Below are 16,661 nucleotides of genomic sequence, written 5' to 3'. Positions count from 1 at the left end.
GGGCCCAAGGACCGACAGGAAAGAGGCAAACGACATGAAATGGATCCTTCCGGCGGGCGCGGTGGCGCTGACGCTTTTTGGTGGCGGCGCATGGTATCTGACGCAGGGCGCAGGCCAGACAGGGGCGGCCGACGTGCGTCTTCCCGGCGCGGCACAGGCGCAGGCAGCCGAAATCGACATCTCGACCGTGACCGAAATGGTCAAAGGGGCCGAGGATGCGCCGATCGAAGTGATCGAATACGCGTCCTACACCTGCCCGCATTGCGCCTCGGCCCATGCGAACCTGATCCCCAAGCTGGAGCAGAACTATATCGACACCGGCAAGGTGAAATTCATCTACCGTGAGGTTTATTTCGACAAGGTCGGCGTCTGGGCGTCGTTGATTGCGCGCTGTGGCGGTGAGGAAAAGTTCTTTGGCATCACCGACCTGCTCTATGAGGGTCAGTCTGAATGGGCGCGTCAGGGCGAGCAGGGCATTATTGCCGCGTTTCGCAAGATCGGCCTCAAGGCCGGCATGGAGAGCGACCAGATCGAGGCCTGCCTGAACGACGGCGACCAGATCGCGACGCTGGTGGGCTGGTTTCAGGCCAACGCAGCGGAACATGAGATCAACTCGACCCCCAGCTTTGTGATCGACGGCAAGAAATACTCGAACATGAGCTATGAGGAATTCTCGGCGATTCTGGACGCCAAGCTGGATTGATGACATCGGCACCGCGCGGACCCCTCGAAGGGGTCAAGGTCATCGAACTGGCGCGCATTCTGGCCGGCCCTTGGGCCGGTCAGACGCTGGCCGATCTGGGCGCCGAGGTTCTCAAGATCGAGGCACCGCAGGGCGATGACACCCGCCGGTGGGGCCCGCCGTTTATCGAACGGGAGGGCGATACATCGGCCTCCTATTTCCACTCGTGTAACCGGGGCAAGGCCTCTGAGGTGGTGGATCTGTCCAGTGCCGACGGGCAGGCGCGGATGCGCGAACTCGTCGCCGATGCCGACATCCTGATCGAGAACTTCAAGGTCGGTGGGCTGGCGAAATACGGCATGGACTACGCATCGCTCAGCGCGGTGAATCCCGGCCTGATCTACTGTTCCATCACCGGCTTCGGACAGGACGGCCCCTATGCGCACCGCGCGGGGTACGACTACATCATTCAAGGCATGTCCGGCTTCATGTCGATCACCGGCGATCCCGACGGCCAGCCACAGCGCGCGGGTGTGGCGATCACCGATCTGTTCACCGGGCTCTATTCGGTCAGCGGCATCCTTGCGGCGCTGCATCAGCGGCACCGCACCGGCAAGGGCCAACATATCGACATGGCGCTGATGGATTGCGCAGTGTCGGCCATGGCCAATCAGGCGCTGAACTATCTCAGCACCGGCACACCGCCGGGGCGCACTGGCAATTACCACCCGAATCTAACGCCTTATCAGGTGTTTGACTGCTCGGACGGGCATATCATCATCGCCACCGGCAATGACGCCCAGTACCAGCGCCTGTGCCGCCTTCTGGGGCTGGATGACATGGCCACGGCCCCCGAATTCGCCACCAACGCCGATCGGATCGCCAATCGGGACGCGATGACCACCCGGCTGACCGGGGCGACACAGACCCGGACCAAGGCCACGCTGCTGGCAGAGTGTGAGGCGGCGGGCGTGCCTGCCGGTCCGATCAACGACATGGCCGAGGTGTTTGCCGACCCGCACGTCATTGCGCGCGGACTGCAGATTGCGCCGGACGGCGTGCCGGGTGTGCGTGCGCCATTCAGGTTCTCGGACGCCGATCTGGTGCTGGAACGGCCCGCGCCGAAACTGGGCGAGGCTGGCAGTTAAAACAACTGGCACGGGCGTCCATGTAGCCCCTTGGGGGCAAGCCACACCCGCCATGTCACGCCAGTGCTTCTTCTTTGTCCAAATACCTCTGGGGGTCCGGGGGCAAAGCCCCCGGCGGATCGGCGGGCCGCAGGCACGCCGATCCTCTTGCCCTCAGTCCTGATACCGAAAACAGACCGTCATGGTGCCGGAGTTGTTCGCCAGAGCCGCATCGTCTTCGTTGATGCGAAAGGCGATGGCGTCCACATTCATGTTGAATACGCCGGACTGGCTGGTCGCACCGTGAAAGCGCGCCCAATCCATGACCTGTTCCTGACCTGCGGCTTCAAACCGGACCAAGAGCGCGCCGAACCGGGCCTCGGGCAGCGGACGGGGATCGGACCGGGTGGCAAGGGCAGTGGCCTCGGGCCCGCCGTGGCCCTGCGTACCTGCGGGCGTCAGCGCGGGGTCCACCGACCAAAAACCGCTGCTGCGGACATCCTGCACCAGACCCGCCGGGAAGGCGGCCGTTTGCCAGCCCTGTGATGCGTCGATGTCATGGCAGGTATCGGCGGCAAGGGCCGGGCTGCCCAGCAGGGCGGTCAGCGCCAGTGCCCTCATGCCAGATGGTCCACCACGTTCAGGTGCTGGGCGAGGCTCTGGACCTGATCCAGCCAGCCTGCCACCAGTTTCGGGTCCGAGGGTGCCGCGCTGACACCGGCGGGGACGGCGCGGTCCAGCACCGCCTCGACCGCCAGCGACACCGGGATCGACACCAGCCGCGCCATGGCGCTGCTGCGCGCATCGCCCCATGCGTCCATCACATAGGTCTTGTGATAGACCGGGGTGCCGTCCTTTTCCGCCTCCAGCGCGACGCACAGGACAACGCGGTCCGGCTCATCCTCATCGTAGGCGTTTTCGGCCAGCAGCTTGTCGGCGATCTCTTGCAGGCGGGCGTCGGTGGCGGTGCCGGCCTCGGCAAAGATGTCTTTCCACGCCTCGGCCCAGCCGTTCAGGCGCAGGGTGCCGCGCACGAAATTCTTGACCTTCCACGCGTCCTCAAATCCGTAGTCCGCCATGAAGGGCAGGCTGTCGCGGTTCGGGTAGACCTCAAAGCTCTCAGTATTGGGCAGGGGCGCGTCATAGCGCGACAGTGCGTCCCACGGGCGGTCCACGTTCAATTCGCTGAAGTGGCGGATGGACCGCGAGGGGGATTTCAACGCCTTGAGCACGCCCACCGGCGCCCAGCTGAATTTATAGCGAAAGGCGTTGGGGATTTTCGGCACGCCGCCACAGTATGAGGTGAACGACAGCGCGTTGTCCGCGTCAAAGGCGTTGGAGGCGCGGTAGTCGGCCACCAGCCAATGGGCCATCAGGTGGTCGATGCCCGGATCAAGGCCGACCTCATTGATCAGGCGCGCGTCGGCCTGTTTGGCGCGCGCGTCCAGTGCGCGCATCTCCGGTGAGATATAGCTGGACGAGACAAATTGCGCGCCCTTGTCCAGCGCCAGTTCGGCCAGCGGGACGTGCCAGTCGCCCGGCAGCATGGAGACGATCACATCGCCGGGTTTTAACACTGCGGCCAGTGCGTCCTTGTCAAAGGCATGGATGTCGTCGGTCAGGTCGCCGACGGCCTCGCGCGCCTTGGCCGCTGTCCGGTTCCAGACCGTGACGGGGTGGCCGTTTTCGATCAGCCGTCGCAGGCCGGGCACCGCCGACAGGCCGGTGCCGCACCAATGGATGGTCATGTCGCGTCCTTTGGTTTGTGTTTCAGATAGGTCTCATGCGCCCGCCCCCAGACGCCGGCCTTTAGGTCGTCCAGTGTCATGAGGTGGGGCAGCAGTTGTTGCGCGAAGTCATGAGAGGATTCGCGCGGCAGCAGCGAGGGCAGGTTGTCGATGGCCATGATGTCCAGCGGCGGCGCGTCACTCACGCGGGTCACCGGCGCGGTCCAGCTTGTCGCCTCGTGGTACAGCGGGATTGGATTGAACGGGCTGTCCGGGTCGCAGGCGATGTCGCCGATCACGCGCAGGGCGCGCTCTGCCAAACAGGCCTCTGGCGGGACAAAGACGGGGCCGCCTTCGGTGGCGAGGATGCAGTTAAGAAAGATGCCGTGGTCGAGGATTTCCGGAAAAGGCGCGCCGCGTGCGGTTTCCTCCATGTCCCATGCGGTGACCGGCAGGTCCAGTTCGGTGCACAGATCGCGAGCGCCGGTGCCGACGCGGCCCTTGGCGCCGATCACGATGACAGTGGCGCGGGGCACGGTGTCCAGCGCGGCGCGTAGCGCGTCCTTGAGTTCATCCGCGTCGTCCCATGTGGCGACCGGCGGGCAGAGCTTGCCGTCGCCCTGCGCGGCCCATGCCAGCAGCGACACGGCCGCCCCGGCGTAGCCTGCCCAATAGCCGAAGGCCGCGACTCGGCGGCCGTTGTCATCCACAAGGTATTCCAGATCATAGAGTGACCCGCCGCCCGCGGCGAAGCGTTTCAGCAGCCGTGCGCCTGCGGACTGCCCCTTGTAGGCGTGGCCGAACATGATGTGGCGGTGGATCAGGGGCGTGTCCGCCTCTGGCAGTTCCTTGAGGCCAAGGATGATCGCGTCACGCGGCGCGTCGGGCCATGAGCCTTTGGGCGCGATTTCGGCCCCGGCGTCGGCAAAGGGTTGCGGGCGCAGGATGCGTTTGGGGCAATCCTCGACCGTGACGCGAAGGCCGTGTTTGACAAGGGCGGCCACGCCGTCTGGCGTGATGCCGGTGCGTTCCTCATTGGGGCGGCTTTCCGCCCGGATCCACAGATGGGTCATTGTCGCTTCCTGATCTTTGCGGGTCAGAGAACCTGTGCGCGGGCGGGCGTGCAAGCAGTTTTCCGACCGGACCGGGCTACAGGTGGCTGCGGGCGTGTTGCCGTTCGGCTGTATCCAGATGGGGCAGGGCGTTGAATTGGGTCATTGCCAGCCCGGTGGACAGTGGCTGAATCCGGTGGAGCGAGCTGTTTTCGATGGCAAGGCAGATATGCGCCATGGCCTTCAGCTCCAGCTCTAGAATCACGCGCATCGCCATGCCGATCAGCCCACCAGAGGTGACGACGATCGCGCGCCCGTCGCCGGCGGCGATTTCTGTCAGGGCGTCGGTGACGCGGGTCTCAAAGCTGGTCCAGCTTTCGGGCGCGCCGTCCAGCGCCCCGTCGCGCCACAGGGTCAGCAGTTGCGGCATGTGCTGGATAAATTTCTCACGGTCGTCGGGGATGGCGATGCCGTGCTGGGCCTGCATCAACTGGGCCATGTCGAAATAGGCCAGTTCGTTCAGCCGCGCGTCCTGTACCGGATCGGCAAGGCTGTCCGGGGCGATGCCCTCTAGCGTCTCGACATGCCTGCGCAGGGTGCCGCAGTAGGCGCGGGCGAATTTCTCACCCGTCTGCTCAAAGTATCCACCCAGCCAGCGCGCCTGCTGCCAGCCCAGATCGCTGAGCCGGTCATAGCTTTGTTCGTCGCGGGCGCTGGAATTGGCCTGTCCGTGGCGAACGAGGGTGATGAATGACATGCCGGTCTCCGCTGCTGTGCCCGGCGCTGATACGCCGAGGCCGGGCAGAGGAAAAGGGTCAGTCGGGCCGTTTTAGGGAAATCGACGGATCGTAGGTAAAGAGTTGGGTGTGACGGTCCTTGCTGACCTCTGGGGCAAAGGAACTGACGAAATCGGTCATCTCCCAGCGCATGACCTGATCGGTGTCCGGGTCGATGTAGACGGTGTTGAGCGCGCCGAACCACGCGCCGCCCATGCTGTCGTCCGGGTCTGTCTTGGTGAAATAGGTCACGGTTTCATAGGTCATGCCGTCCAGATCGACCGTGCCGGGGCAGGCGGTGTCGGTCAGGTTGGCGACCATCTGTGCCATCTGCTTGCGCTGAAACGCCTCACGGTCCGGGGGCAACTGGTTGGGGGCCTTGGTCCACGGGCCTGTCAGACTGGGACCGGTCCAACTGTCGCTGTCGATCACCAATGTGTAGTTGCCGCTGTCCTTGATGCCCGACACGCTGCGCGCCGGGGTGTCCCAGAGGGTGTCAAAGACGTAGCGCACCGCGCCGTCGGGGTCCGTCACGGTGTTGGAGAAGCGGTGCGGTGGGCGTTGGAACGCATCCAATGCGCCACCTTGCATCATGGCCGCGATGCGATCGTGGCAGGCGGCGTCCTGTGCCGTTGCGGGCAGGGCAAGCGGCAAAAGCAGCAGGCAAACGGCGGTGGGGGTGGCCAGTGGGGACATGCGCGGACTCCTGTACGGGTGGGGCTGACCTGATCCTAGCGGCATCCGGCAGGCCCGGGCAAATGCTGCACGGGAATTGCGGTGCCCGCAAAGCTGTTGCCCACCACTGGCAAATCCCGCCACAGGCCGCTAAATAGGGCCAAAGACCTGAGGAAAAGACGTGAAAGACAAGGCTGGACATCGATTGACCCGCGACGGCATCCGCATCCACTCGCCCGCAGATTTTGCGGGCATGCACAAGGCGGGCCGCCTTGCCGCGCAACTGCTGGACGAGGTGGCAGAGCTTGTCTTCCCGGGTCAGACCACTGGTGCGATTGATGCCTTTATCGAACGCCGCGTGACCGAAGAGGGGGCCACATCGGCCACCATCGGCTACAAGGGCTATCAGCACGCCACCTGTATCAGCGTCAATCACGTCGTGTGCCACGGCATCCCCGGCGACAAAAAGCTGAAGGATGGTGATATCCTGAACATCGACGTCACGGTGATTGTCGATGGCTGGTTTGGCGATACCTCACGGATGTATGTGGCAGGCAAGCTGAGCCGAAAGACAGAGCGCCTGATCCAGGTTACCCACGATTCGCTGATGAAGGGGATCGAGGCGGTGAAGCCGGGCAATACCTTTGGCGACATCGGATTTGCGATCCAGAGCTTTGTCGAGGCGAACCGCATGTCGGTCGTGCGCGATTTCTGCGGTCACGGGCTGGGCACGGTGTTTCACGCGCCGCCCAACGTGCTGCACTATGGCCGCGAAGGCACCGGGCCGGTGCTGGAAGAGGGCATGTTCTTTACCATCGAGCCGATGGTGAATCTTGGCCGTCCGGAAACCAAGGTGCTGGCCGATGATTGGACGGCGGTGACGCGGGACAAATCCCTTTCAGCGCAGTTCGAACATTCCGTTGGCGTGACGGCGGATGGCGTTGAGATCTTTACGCTGTCGCCTGCGGGGACATTCCACCCTACGTACTAGGTGCGGCGGGAGCTGCGAGATGCTCGCGGCCTGAGTCGTCAGGCGTTTGCGGTTCGCGCCGCACTGCGCGCCAGTGCGGCGATCAGGTCCGTCCGTGTGACGATGCCGACGATTTTCCCATATTCAATCACGGGAACGGCGTCGGTATCGCCGTCGGCCATCATCGGCAGCAGGGCCCCGATTGGGGTGTTGGTTGTGGCGCGTGGGCTGGCCACGCTCATGATGTCGCCTGCCTTGACTGGTCTGTCGCGGTCCCGATCCAGAAGACGACGTAGGGCCGCGCCGAATCCGCGATCAAGGCGCAGGGCGTCGGCCCTTGCCCGAGTGATCAGGTGCATCTGAAAGATGACGCCAAGGAAGGTCGCATCGGGACCAACGACAGGCAACGAGGTGAACCGGTGCTGGCGGAACAGGTCTGCGATCTGCCCCAATGCGGTGTCGGGCGTGACGGTGACAAGACTATGGGACATGATATCCTGCGCTGTCAGCGGGCCAGAGGACTGCGCGGCGGCCTGAAGCTCTGCCGCGCCAATAAGGCGGGCCAGATCCTCTACCCCGAGGTTGAAAGACTGGCTGTAGCGGTCAAGGATCTCTGTCAGTTGGTCTTCGGAAAGGCCCAGCCGTTCTGTCGGGTTGCGGTCTTCGGTTCCGAATTTGCTGGGATCTTCGAACTGGCGAAACGGGTAATGCCGCCCGGTCAACCGCGCATAGATTGTTGCCAGCAGCACAAGGGCCGTGGTCCCGATGGCAACGGGTGCAAGGGCGAACCAAAACCCCAGATGCGCGATGGCCTCGGGGGACATGGCGGCGGTCATGGCGACGGCCCCGGCGGGGGGATGAACGGCGCGGCATAGGATGGTTGCGGTGACGGCTAGGCCAACCGCAAGCGGAATTCGCAGGACGGGGTCGGTTACCAACAGGCATACGGCCACCGCCACCAGCGCGGCAACGGTGTTGCCGACAATCGCTGACCACGGCTGTGCCAGCGGGCTGTTCGGCACGGCAAACAGCAACACGGACGAGGCCCCAAACGGGGCGACAAGGTACAGGCCCAGTTCCAGATCGACAGCGGGCGACAGCACGAACAGGCCGATCAGCCCCAGACCGATCAGAGCGCCCAGCCCAGCGCGGATCGCCTCAGTCGTTGAAACGCGGGCAACAGCGGGGCCGAGTGATTTCAGAATGAGCAATTGCGCGACTCCGTACCGGATTTGCGCAAACTTTCATCGGTTTGTGAAAAGTGCAACCTGCGGAGGGGGCCGGAACGGGCGGTTCTGTATGGGCGGGACGGAAACACCGTCTCGATGGTGCGAAACCGGCGGGGCGGTCTGCGGCCGGATCGCTGTCGTCCGCGCGCCACATGAGCGGTTATCCGGCGATCACCACTGCCAGAGCGCCGGTACAAAGCGATAGGCGTCGCCGTCGCGCGCGATGTGGCCGACGCCGGGGAAGGGGAAGTGATAGCCCAGTACCGCCATCCGGTCCGTCGCGGCCATGTCCAGCAGGCGCTTGCGTGTTGATACGGTCAGGTCTGCGTCCATGTCGAAATTGCTGACCCATTCGGGACGGGCGGTGCTCATCCACGCGTGGTTCATGCTGTCGCCCAAGGCAATCAACTGCTTGCCGCCGGATTCGATCACCACCGACATATGGCCTAGCGTGTGACCGGGGGTATCGATCACGCGCACGCCGGGTACGATCTCTGTCCCGTCGGCCATGGTGGTCCAATCGGCGCCCTCGACGTTCAGCGAGTTCACGGCACCGACGACGAATTGCTGCATGTCAGTTGGCACCGTGTTGACCAGCCCGTCTTGCAGCCAATAGTCGCGTTCGGTGCCGCCGATGTAATAGGCGGCGTCGGGGAACAGCGCCTCGTCGAAATCATCGCGGATGCCCCAGATGTGATCGGGGTGGGCGTGGGTGATGACAACGTGCGTGATGTCGCCCGCGTCGATCCCCGCACTGGCAAGGTTGTCCATCAGGCGGCCCGCCGTGGGCAGGAATCGGTTGCCAGAGCCGACATCGACCAGAACCGTCGCATCCGTGGTTTCGATCACAAGGTGGTTGGTGTGCGAATAGTTCGTCTGTGTCGACAGGAAGTAGCTTTCCAGAAAGGCTGTGACCTCTGCCGGGTCGGCGTTGATGCCCAGCCCGTTGGCGGGCACCTCAAGTCGGCCATCTGACACGACGGTCAGGGTCACATCGCCCAGTTGGAACCGGAAATGGGCAGGGTTGCCGGAGGCGGGGGCGCCCAGCGTCTGGGCGTGGGCCTTGGTCGCGGGCAGGGCGAGCGCTGGCGCGGTGGCCGCAAGGCTCAGGATGTCGCGGCGCGAGGGGCGAAAGACGGACATGAGTTCCTCCCAGTCATTCATGGATTTGAATGAGAGAATACCACCGGCAGTCGAAAGTTCCAGCGCAATACGTCTAGAGAAAAACCCGGTCTGAAATTCCACATTGTTTCGGAAAATCGTTTTTTACCAATTGGTTAAATGGCGATCTGCGACGCTTTGACCCGCCTGTGCCGTTGCAGGTCTCAGATCGCCGCCGTATGTCAGTGCGGTCGCCGCATCGCGGCATGACCCGATCCGTAAAGGAGATCGCAATGAACATTCCCTTTCGCACTGTCGCGCTGGCCCTGACCGCCAGCCTGCTGGCAAGCGCCGCCAACGCGCAGGACGTCACCCTGCGCTTTCAGCATTTTGTTTCGCCAAACTCTGCGAACCCCAAACATTTCATCGAACCATGGGCAGAAAAGATCGAGGCGGACTCGGATGGTCGCATCAAGGTTGAGATCTATCCCTTTATGCAGTTGGGCGGCAGCGCGCCGGATCAGTTCGACCTGATTCAGGATGGCGTGATCGACGGCGGCTGGGTGATCCCCGGATATCAGGCAGGCCGCTTTCCAGAGGCGGAGGTGCTGGAGCTGCCGTTTATGGTGACAAAATCCGCCGAAGAGGCGTCGATCGCCGCGTGGCATTATACCCAGAAATACCTCGCCGATGATTTCGAGAACGTGCACCTGATCGCGGCGCACATGCACGGGCGCGGATTGGTCCACAAGAAAGGTCCGGCGGTTGAGACGGTTGAGGATTTCGGCGGGCTCAAGCTGCGTGGCCCGTCGCGGCCCGCCACGCTGTTGCTAGAGAAACTGGGCGCAGAGCCGGTTGGTCTGCCGGTCCCGGCCTTTCCCGACGCGCTGGCCAAAGGTGTGGTCGATGGCGGCGTGATCACTTGGGAAATGTCGCCCTCGCTCAAGCTGGATGAGTTGACCGACAGCCATACGGATGTCGCAGGCGCACATTCGCTTTATAACCTCTATTTCATCTGGGCGATGAACAAGGACGTCTATGAGGGCTTGCCCGACGACCTGCGCGCGGTGATTGATGCGAACTCTGGCCTGATGGCTTCGGCCTGGGCGGGGCGGGCGCATGACACTGGCGACGCCGAGGGCAAGCTGGTGATGGAGGCCGCAGGCAACCAGATCGCCACGCTGTCCGATGCGGAAACCGACCGGATCAAGGCGCTGGGCGAAGAGGTGATTGCTGAGTGGATCGCCGAGAAAGCGGAGAAGGGTCTGTCCGCCGCTGCGTTGGTTGAGGATGCCCGCGCGATGGTGGCCGCCGCTCAGGCGGACGGTTCCTGAACGCGACGCGTTTGATCAGTGGGACCGCGCCCCGGCACATAGCCGGGGCCTCCTGCCGTCACACTTGTGCGCGTAACAGGGTGACATGGGTGTCGCCGTAGCGGCGCGTTTCCAGCAAATCAAAGCCCGCAGGTGCCTCTTGCGGGCTTTGTTCTTCCCAGACCACCAGTGCCTCTGGCGCGATCCAGCCCGAGGCCCGGGCCGAGGTCAGGGCTTGTCCACCCAGACCCTTGCCATAGGGCGGGTCGAGAAAGATCAGATCGCAGGGCGTGTCCGCGGCGGGCAGGCGGGTGGCGGTATGGGCGATCAGTTTTGTCCGATCTCCACAGCCAAGCGTGCGGATGTTGTCGCGGATCAATTTGCCTGCCGCGCGCCCGTCATCGACAAAGGTCATATGCGCCGCGCCGCGCGACAGCGCCTCTAGCCCCAACGCGCCGGTGCCTGCGAATAGGTCCAGACCCTGCGCGCCGTCAAATGGGTCGCCAAAGCGTCCGCCCGCCAGCACGTTGAACAGCGCCTCGCGCACGCGGTCCGTGGTCGGGCGCAGATGGGCGCCCGCGTCGCCCTTGCCAACGGCGGCCAAGCGCCGTCCGCGCCACTCTCCTGCGATGATCCTCACGCTTTGAGCAAGGCTTTGAGGTCGGTGTTCGGGTCGGCCACCGCCTTTGGCGCGGGGCTTTTGCCCGCCTCGATCAGGCGCTTGCCGACCATGTAAGACCGGCTGTCGTTCATCGCATCCACCGCCAGCAGGCGGTCGCCGGAGTAGTACCAATGCGAGCGGGCGGTGCCGTCCTCACGCACGACGATTTGGTCATAGCCTGCATTCAGGCCGGCGATTTGCAGTTTCACATCGTATTGATCCGACCAGAACCAAGGGGTGGCGGTGTAGTCGCGGTCCGTCCCCATGATGTTGTCGGCCACCAGTTCACCCATGTCGATGGCGTTGCCCACCGATTCCAGTCGCATCCGGGCGGCGTGTTGCGGAAAGCTGGCGCAGTCGCCTGCCGCCCAGATCGCCGGGTCGCTGGTCAAACCACGCGCGTTGACGGCGATGCCATTGTCGATCTCGAGCCCGCAGCCTTCGGCCAGGGCGGTGGCGGGGGTGATGCCGACGCCGACAATCACCATGTCAACATCGAGCGCGGAGCCATCCGCCAGTTCCGCGCCGGTGACGTGGGTTTCGCCGATCAGGCGTTTCAACCCGGTGCCTTCGCGCAGGTCGACGCCGTGCGACTTGTGCAATTCGCGGAACCAGGCCGAGGTTTCAGGCGCGGCAACCCGTTGCAGGATGCGGTCGGCCGCCTCGACCAGTGTCACGGTCAGGCCCAGCTTGGCGCAGACCGCCGCCGCCTCTAGCCCGATATAGCCGCCGCCGACGATCAAGACACGCTTGCCCGCAGTGCAGGCGGGGGCCATCGCGTCGACGTCTTGCAGGGTCCGCACCACATGCACGCCTGCCAATTCACCGCCGATGGCGCCGGGCAGGCGGCGCGGCACCGACCCAGTGCAGAGCACGCAGTGGTCATAGGGGATCGCCTCGCCCCCGGCGACGACCTGTTTGGACCCCCTGTCGATGGCGGTGGCGTTGTTCGAGAGTTTCAGGTCAATCGCGTTTTCGGGGTAATACGTCTTTGGCCGCAGGTAGAGGCGTTCCAGATCCATCTCCCCCAGAAGATAGGCTTTGGACAAGGGCGGGCGCTGATAGGGAACGGAGGGTTCTTCGCCGATCAGGGTGATCTTGCCCTCGTGCCCCTTGGACCGCAGCCGCGCCACCAGAGAGGCCGCCGCCTGTCCCGCGCCGATCACAACAACGTCGCTCATTTTACCCTCACCGGTTTCAATTCTCCGCCGACAAACTACAGTCTGTCTTTGGGAACGCAATTCCAAGGAGCGACAGGAACATGACGATTTCAGTAGGGGACACCCTGCCAGAGGCCACTCTGGCGCGTATGGGGGACAGTGGTCCCGAGCAGGTGGCGTTGAGCGAACTCACCAAGGGCCGCAAAGTGGTGATTTTTGGCCTGCCGGGGGCCTATACCGGAACCTGCACCACGGCCCATGTGCCCAGCTTTATCCGTACGCGCGCGGGATTTGCCGACAAGGGCGTTGATGAGGTCATTTGCCTGTCGGTGAACGACCCTTTTGTGATGGGCGCATGGGGCGAGGCGACGGGCGCCACGGATGCGGGGATCACCATGTTGGGCGATCCGGCAGCCGAGTTGACCAAGGCGATGGGCCTAGCGTTCACGGCACCGCCAGCCGGGCTGTATGACCGGTCCAAGCGGTATGCCATGATGGTCGAGGATGGCACGGTGAAGGTGCTGCATCTGGAGGAAAGCCCGGGTGTGTGCGAAACCTCGGGCGGTGAGGCGCTGCTGGCCGCGATCTAAGGCGCGGGCGTAGAGGCAAGAGAGGGGGGCGTCATGCCAGAGTCATGCTTGAAGCATGACCCCCTCGGCCTGCGTCCTCACCCCGGATATTCTTTGCCAGAGAAGCCGAGAAGTGGTGTCAGAGGCTATCCATCTTGCGGGCCAATTTGGCGTCCAGGGTCGAAAGGCCGCCGACGTCATGGGTGCTGAGAGTGACCTTTACGGTCTTGTAGACGTTGAACCATTCGGGATGGTGGTCCCATTTTTCGGCCCAGAGCGCTGCGCGGGTCATCCATGCGAAGGCTTGGGTGAAATCCTCAAACGTAAAAGTTTTGACGATGGCATCGCGGCCCTCGACCATGGACCAGCCATTGTCCAGCAGCGGGGCGAGCACCGTCTTGCGGGCGGTGTCTGACAGTTTCTCGGTCATTCCTGTTCCTCCTGTCTGTCCTTGCGGAAGGGGCCGTAGGCCGTGAGGATTTCAATGTCCTCATCCACCGCGCGTCGTTCGGCCTGCAGATACTTGGCGACGGCATCGGCAAAGCCGGGGTTGCCGATCCAATGTAGCGAATGGGTTGGGCGTGGCAGGTAGCCGCGCGCCAGTTTGTGTTCGCCTTGTGCGCCCGCCTCAACCGACTGCAACCCATGTGCGATGGCAAAGTCGATGGCCTGATAGTAACACGCCTCAAAGTGCAGGCAGGGATGATCCTCTGTGCAGCCCCAATAGCGGCCGAATAGCGCCTCTTGGCCGATGAAGTTCAGCGCGCCCGCCACATAGCGTCCATCGTGCGAACACATGACCAGCGCGATGTCGTCGCGCAGGTGATCTTGTGCGAGGTCAAAGAACGCGCGGGTCAGGTAGGGCGAGCCCCATTTGCGGCTGCCGGTGTCCTGATAAAAGACCCAGAAGGCATCCCAGTGTTCGGGGCGGATCTGGTTGCCGGTCAGGATCTCTATCTTGCCGCCGAAATCCTGCGCCTTTGCGCGTTCCTTGCGAATGTTCTTGCGCTTGCGCGAGCTCAGACTGGCAAGGAAAGCGTCAAAGTCGGCGTAGCCGTGGTTCTCCCAATGGAACTGTTGCGTGGTCCGCCGCATCAGCCCGATCTGCTCGCCGGCGATGGCCTCTGCTTCGGTGCAAAAGGTGACGTGGACCGACGACAGGTCGTTGTCTGACGCGATCTGTACCGCGCCCTGAATGAGCGCGGAGATGCCGGTCACCTCAAGCCCCGGTTTGGTCAGGAACCGCCGCCCGGTGGCCGGGGTAAAGGGCACTGCAACTTGCAGTTTGGGGTAATAGTCGCCGCCTGCCTGCTCAAGCGCATGGGCCCAGTTGTGATCGAAGATGTATTCGCCCTGGCTGTGGGATTTCACATATAGCGGGGCGACAGCGATGGTCTCTCCCGCTGACACGACCCGCAGGTAGCGCGGGTCCCAGCCGGTGCCGGGGCCAACCGATCCGCTGTCCTCCAGCGCCTTGAGAAAGCGGTGCGTGGTAAATGGGTCCATCGGGCGACCACCGCTCGCCGCCTCGGGGCAGGCGCAAGCGTCCCATACCTCGGGCGCGATTTGCGACAAAGAGGAGAGGACATCGATAGAGACAGTGGGGGCCGGGCGCTGATCGGTCATGACATCTGTCAATCTGGCATCGCGGGCGCGGTGATCAAGCGGTGTACCCTTCAAAGGTGACATTCTCGGCAATGCGCCGCGCCTTTGCCTCTTCGGCGGGCGAGCGGATTGTCCAGCACAACACATGCAGGCCGCGCGCCTTTTGGATGGCCACATGCGGGCTGTCCAGATCGCTGTGGTCATGAGAGATAAAACTGGCCCCCATCTCGACCAATCCGGGCATGGTGCGCAGATGATCGCGGGTTGCGGCGGGCAGCGTCGGGTAATCGTCGGCAGTCGCGGCACAAGTGGTCAGGCCGCGCGGGCGATCGGGGCAGAGCCGGGCCATATCCGCCGCTGAATGCGGGTTGAAAGACATGAAGGCGACCGGCCCGTCGTATCCCGACACAGCCCCGGCCACCGCCTGTTCCAGTGCGCCGATGTTCGGCCCCATGCGGCCATCCTGATCCTTGAGTTCGATCAGCAGGGGTGCGGCACCGCCGATAATCTCCAGCACCTCGGCCAGAGTCGGCACGCCTTCGTCGCCGCCGATCAGGGTCAGTTGCGCCAGATCTGCGGCGGTGCGCTGCTGAATGGGGCCGTTGACCCCGGTCAGACGGTCCAGCGCATAGTCGTGAAAGACCATCGCCTGATTGTCTTTGGACCGCTGAACGTCAATCTCGATTCCGTACCCGGCATCGACCGCCGCCCGGATGGCGGCGCGCGAGTTTTCGGGGCGGCCCGCGCCGTGCAGGGCGCGGTGCGCTATCGGGCGGTCCAGAAAAACCGGCGGCAGCGGGGTCATCAGGCGATCTCGAAGATGCCTTCGATCTCGACCGCGACGCCCAGCGGCAATGCGCCCGCCGATACGGCGGAACGGGAATGCCGACCCGCATCGCCCAAAACCTCGACCAGCGTGTCGCTGGCACCGTTCACCACCTTGGGCTGTTCGGTGAAATCAGGGGTGGAATTGACGAAGCCGGTCAGCTTGACCACGCGTTTGAGGCGGCTGAAATCGCCACCGCAAGCGGCCTTGGCCTGGGCCAGCAGGCTGAGCGCACAGGTCTTGGCGGCGGCGGCGCCTTCTTCGACGGTCAGGTCGGCACCAACCTTGCCGGTGATAAGGCCGTCGGCGTTCATGCTGATCTGTCCCGACACGAAGACAAGGTTGCCGACGATGACATAGGGCACATAGTTTGCCGCAGGTGCCGGGGCGTCAGGCAGGGTGAGGCCGAGTTCGGCGAGGCGGGCGTCGATGGCGTTGGTCATGTCGTGCTCCCATGGATTTTGGCGCCACGCTAACGGCGGGCACGGGGACACGCAAGCGCCCACAGCCCTTTGGGACCATGGCCTTTGCGGTCGCGTCAATCCGCCTGTTTGCCCAGCTTTTTCTTTTTCTTCAACTCGGCCAGCTTTGCCTTGATCGCCCCCTTGCGGCGGTTCTGAAAGGCGGTGATCAGCGGAAGAGAGATATAATAGGCAATGGTTCCGGCCACGATGCCGGGAATGATGCCGCCGATCATGTAGGGAAAAAACACCTCATCGTAGAAGATGCCCAGGTGGTTCCAATCGGCCCTGTCCGGGGTGAATAGCGCATAGAAATTGTCCCACAGATCCTCGCCCGCCTTGACGAATTTCTTGCCAATGCTGCCGTGGTCCTCGCTCCCCCTTAGCCCAAGCAGGGCATAGCCGGACTTCATCGCGACGACGCCAATCGGCACATAGGTCAAAGGATTGCCAAAGAAGGTGGACAGGATCGCGGCCAAGATGTTGCCGCGCATGATCCAGGCCAGAATGGCCGCAAACACAAAGTGAAACCCGTAGAACGGCGTGAAGGTGGTAAAGACCCCGGCAAAGATGCCGCGGGCAATCCTCTCTGGCGGATCGGGCAAGCGGTTCAGGCGCAGCTGGACGTATCGCGCAGCCCGCCCCCAGCCGCCACGCGGCCAGAGCACTTCGAGCACGATCCGGCCCAATGGCCGTCTGTCGCGTCGCTTGAAGACCAAACTGTGCC

Annotated in this window: 19 protein-coding genes; 5 read left to right on the top strand and 14 right to left on the bottom strand. The window is 63.6% G+C overall.

What is annotated here, in order from left to right; all coding sequences use genetic code 11:
• Nucleotides 1-34: 34 nt before the first annotated feature.
• Both ANTHELSMS3_RS00830 and ANTHELSMS3_RS00825 read left to right on the top strand, forming a co-directional pair.
• Complete coding sequence (locus tag ANTHELSMS3_RS00830) at nucleotides 35-703, top strand: DsbA family protein (protein ID WP_094033220.1); 669 nt, start codon at nucleotides 35-37, stop codon at nucleotides 701-703.
• Nucleotides 703-1,830: a CaiB/BaiF CoA transferase family protein gene (locus ANTHELSMS3_RS00825; protein WP_094033219.1), complete on the top strand. Its 1,128-nt coding sequence runs from the start codon at nucleotides 703-705 to the stop codon at nucleotides 1,828-1,830. The genes ANTHELSMS3_RS00830 and ANTHELSMS3_RS00825 overlap by 1 nt, the downstream gene beginning before the upstream one ends.
• A gap of 153 nt (nucleotides 1,831-1,983) precedes the next feature.
• On the opposite strand, the gene ANTHELSMS3_RS00820 is transcribed toward ANTHELSMS3_RS00825, so the two are convergent.
• The 5 genes from ANTHELSMS3_RS00820 to ANTHELSMS3_RS00800 all read right to left on the bottom strand — a co-directional run bounded on the left by ANTHELSMS3_RS00820 (nucleotide 1,984) and on the right by ANTHELSMS3_RS00800 (nucleotide 6,060).
• On the bottom strand, nucleotides 1,984-2,430 hold the full coding sequence (locus ANTHELSMS3_RS00820) for a hypothetical protein (protein WP_094033218.1): 447 nt from the start codon (nucleotides 2,428-2,430) through the stop codon (nucleotides 1,984-1,986).
• Entirely contained in the window at nucleotides 2,427-3,557 is a 1,131-nt protein-coding gene (locus tag ANTHELSMS3_RS00815) for a saccharopine dehydrogenase family protein (RefSeq protein ID WP_094033217.1), read from the bottom strand. The genes ANTHELSMS3_RS00820 and ANTHELSMS3_RS00815 overlap by 4 nt, the downstream gene beginning before the upstream one ends.
• Complete coding sequence (locus tag ANTHELSMS3_RS00810; RefSeq protein WP_094033216.1) at nucleotides 3,554-4,609, bottom strand: saccharopine dehydrogenase; 1,056 nt, start codon at nucleotides 4,607-4,609, stop codon at nucleotides 3,554-3,556. The genes ANTHELSMS3_RS00815 and ANTHELSMS3_RS00810 overlap by 4 nt, the downstream gene beginning before the upstream one ends.
• Before the next feature lie 76 nt (nucleotides 4,610-4,685).
• Entirely contained in the window at nucleotides 4,686-5,345 is a 660-nt protein-coding gene (locus tag ANTHELSMS3_RS00805; RefSeq protein ID WP_094033215.1) for a histidine phosphatase family protein, read from the bottom strand.
• A 58-nt stretch (nucleotides 5,346-5,403) separates the two neighbouring features.
• Nucleotides 5,404-6,060, bottom strand: a complete 657-nt coding sequence (locus ANTHELSMS3_RS00800) for a hypothetical protein (RefSeq protein ID WP_094033214.1) — start codon at nucleotides 6,058-6,060, stop codon at nucleotides 5,404-5,406.
• A 160-nt stretch (nucleotides 6,061-6,220) separates the two neighbouring features.
• Between ANTHELSMS3_RS00800 and map the strand changes: the two genes are divergently transcribed.
• Nucleotides 6,221-7,030 (top strand): type I methionyl aminopeptidase, encoded by an 810-nt coding sequence (gene map, locus ANTHELSMS3_RS00795; protein WP_094033213.1) that lies wholly within the window; start codon nucleotides 6,221-6,223, stop codon nucleotides 7,028-7,030.
• A gap of 38 nt (nucleotides 7,031-7,068) precedes the next feature.
• Here the strand turns inward: map and ANTHELSMS3_RS00790 are convergent, their stop codons facing one another.
• Together ANTHELSMS3_RS00790 and ANTHELSMS3_RS00785 are read right to left on the bottom strand one after the other, a co-directional pair.
• Nucleotides 7,069-8,220, bottom strand: a complete 1,152-nt coding sequence (locus tag ANTHELSMS3_RS00790; protein ID WP_094033212.1) for an HPP family protein — start codon at nucleotides 8,218-8,220, stop codon at nucleotides 7,069-7,071.
• Nucleotides 8,221-8,409: 189 nt separating this feature from the next.
• Nucleotides 8,410-9,381 carry an MBL fold metallo-hydrolase gene (locus tag ANTHELSMS3_RS00785; RefSeq protein ID WP_094036838.1) on the bottom strand — a complete coding sequence of 324 codons (972 nt, stop codon included), beginning with the start codon at nucleotides 9,379-9,381 and terminating at the stop codon, nucleotides 8,410-8,412.
• Between the two features lie 251 nt (nucleotides 9,382-9,632).
• On the opposite strand from ANTHELSMS3_RS00785, the gene ANTHELSMS3_RS00780 reads away from it, so the two are divergent.
• On the top strand, nucleotides 9,633-10,673 hold the full coding sequence (locus tag ANTHELSMS3_RS00780; protein ID WP_094036837.1) for a TRAP transporter substrate-binding protein: 1,041 nt from the start codon (nucleotides 9,633-9,635) through the stop codon (nucleotides 10,671-10,673).
• A 58-nt stretch (nucleotides 10,674-10,731) separates the two neighbouring features.
• On the opposite strand, the gene rsmD is transcribed toward ANTHELSMS3_RS00780, so the two are convergent.
• Both rsmD and ANTHELSMS3_RS00770 read right to left on the bottom strand, forming a co-directional pair.
• Nucleotides 10,732-11,292: a 16S rRNA (guanine(966)-N(2))-methyltransferase RsmD gene (rsmD, locus tag ANTHELSMS3_RS00775; protein ID WP_094033211.1), complete on the bottom strand. Its 561-nt coding sequence runs from the start codon at nucleotides 11,290-11,292 to the stop codon at nucleotides 10,732-10,734.
• Complete coding sequence (locus ANTHELSMS3_RS00770; RefSeq protein WP_094033210.1) at nucleotides 11,289-12,494, bottom strand: NAD(P)/FAD-dependent oxidoreductase; 1,206 nt, start codon at nucleotides 12,492-12,494, stop codon at nucleotides 11,289-11,291. The genes rsmD and ANTHELSMS3_RS00770 overlap by 4 nt, the downstream gene beginning before the upstream one ends.
• Before the next feature lie 80 nt (nucleotides 12,495-12,574).
• On the opposite strand from ANTHELSMS3_RS00770, the gene ANTHELSMS3_RS00765 reads away from it, so the two are divergent.
• Entirely contained in the window at nucleotides 12,575-13,063 is a 489-nt protein-coding gene (locus ANTHELSMS3_RS00765) for a peroxiredoxin (RefSeq protein ID WP_094033209.1), read from the top strand.
• 118 nt (nucleotides 13,064-13,181) lie between these two features.
• Here ANTHELSMS3_RS00765 and ANTHELSMS3_RS00760 read toward each other — a convergent pair whose 3' ends face one another.
• The 5 genes from ANTHELSMS3_RS00760 to ANTHELSMS3_RS00740 all read right to left on the bottom strand — a co-directional run bounded on the left by ANTHELSMS3_RS00760 (nucleotide 13,182) and on the right by ANTHELSMS3_RS00740 (nucleotide 16,653).
• Nucleotides 13,182-13,472 carry a 4a-hydroxytetrahydrobiopterin dehydratase gene (locus tag ANTHELSMS3_RS00760; RefSeq protein WP_094033208.1) on the bottom strand — a complete coding sequence of 97 codons (291 nt, stop codon included), beginning with the start codon at nucleotides 13,470-13,472 and terminating at the stop codon, nucleotides 13,182-13,184.
• Nucleotides 13,469-14,668, bottom strand: a complete 1,200-nt coding sequence (locus ANTHELSMS3_RS00755; protein WP_094036836.1) for a GNAT family N-acetyltransferase — start codon at nucleotides 14,666-14,668, stop codon at nucleotides 13,469-13,471. Before ANTHELSMS3_RS00755 ends, ANTHELSMS3_RS00760 begins: the two co-directional genes overlap by 4 nt.
• Before the next feature lie 34 nt (nucleotides 14,669-14,702).
• Nucleotides 14,703-15,452, bottom strand: a complete 750-nt coding sequence (locus ANTHELSMS3_RS00750) for a glycerophosphodiester phosphodiesterase family protein (protein WP_094033207.1) — start codon at nucleotides 15,450-15,452, stop codon at nucleotides 14,703-14,705.
• On the bottom strand, nucleotides 15,452-15,916 hold the full coding sequence (locus tag ANTHELSMS3_RS00745) for a RidA family protein (protein ID WP_094033206.1): 465 nt from the start codon (nucleotides 15,914-15,916) through the stop codon (nucleotides 15,452-15,454). Before ANTHELSMS3_RS00745 ends, ANTHELSMS3_RS00750 begins: the two co-directional genes overlap by 1 nt.
• 95 nt (nucleotides 15,917-16,011) lie before the next feature.
• A complete protein-coding gene (locus ANTHELSMS3_RS00740) occupies nucleotides 16,012-16,653 on the bottom strand; it encodes a DUF2062 domain-containing protein (protein WP_094033205.1) in 642 nt (213 codons plus the stop codon).
• Nucleotides 16,654-16,661: the final 8 nt, after the last annotated feature.

The organism is Antarctobacter heliothermus (genome assembly GCF_002237555.1).
GTDB lineage: Bacteria > Pseudomonadota > Alphaproteobacteria > Rhodobacterales > Rhodobacteraceae > Antarctobacter > Antarctobacter heliothermus_B.
Note: the sequence above shows the minus strand (reverse complement) of the source record. Positions and strands in the feature narration are given on the sequence as shown.